The sequence below is a fragment of the Nonomuraea sp. NPDC048916 genome (assembly GCF_040649575.1).
GTDB lineage: Bacteria > Actinomycetota > Actinomycetes > Streptosporangiales > Streptosporangiaceae > Nonomuraea.
In genome coordinates this window covers 1-471 of record NZ_JBEZFS010000216.1, presented here as the reverse complement: position 1 = coordinate 471, position 471 = coordinate 1, and the positions used below count along the sequence as shown (strand labels likewise).

At 69.6% G+C, this 471-nt stretch carries 1 protein-coding gene; it reads right to left on the bottom strand.

Features of this window, described 5'->3' with window-relative positions; genetic code table 11:
• On the bottom strand, positions 1–471 hold a 471-nt coding region (locus AB0C16_RS40515), incomplete at both ends, for a methionine adenosyltransferase domain-containing protein (protein ID WP_357691509.1).

Below are 471 nucleotides of genomic sequence, written 5' to 3'. Positions count from 1 at the left end.
GTCGGCCAGTCCGGCGGCCACCACGTTCTTGGCCACCCAGCGCATCGCGTAGGCGGCCGAGCGGTCGACCTTGGACGGGTCCTTGCCGGAGAAGGCGCCGCCGCCGTGCCGTGCCATGCCGCCGTAGGTGTCGATGATGATCTTGCGACCGGTCAGCCCGGCGTCGCCCATCGGGCCGCCGATCTCGAAACGCCCGGTCGGGTTGACCAGCAACCGGTAGTCCGAGGTGTCGATGTCGAGACCCGCGATCACGGGCTCGACCACGTGCTCCTTGATGTCGGGCGTCAGCATCTCCTTGAGGTCGATCTCGGCCGCGTGCTGCGTGGAGACGACCACGGTGTCGAGGCGGACCGGCAGGTCGCCGTCGTACTCGATGGTGACCTGGGTCTTGCCGTCGGGCCGCAGGTAGGGCACCAGGCCCGACTTGCGCACCTCCGACAGGCGCTGGGCCAGCCGGTGGGCCAGCGTGAT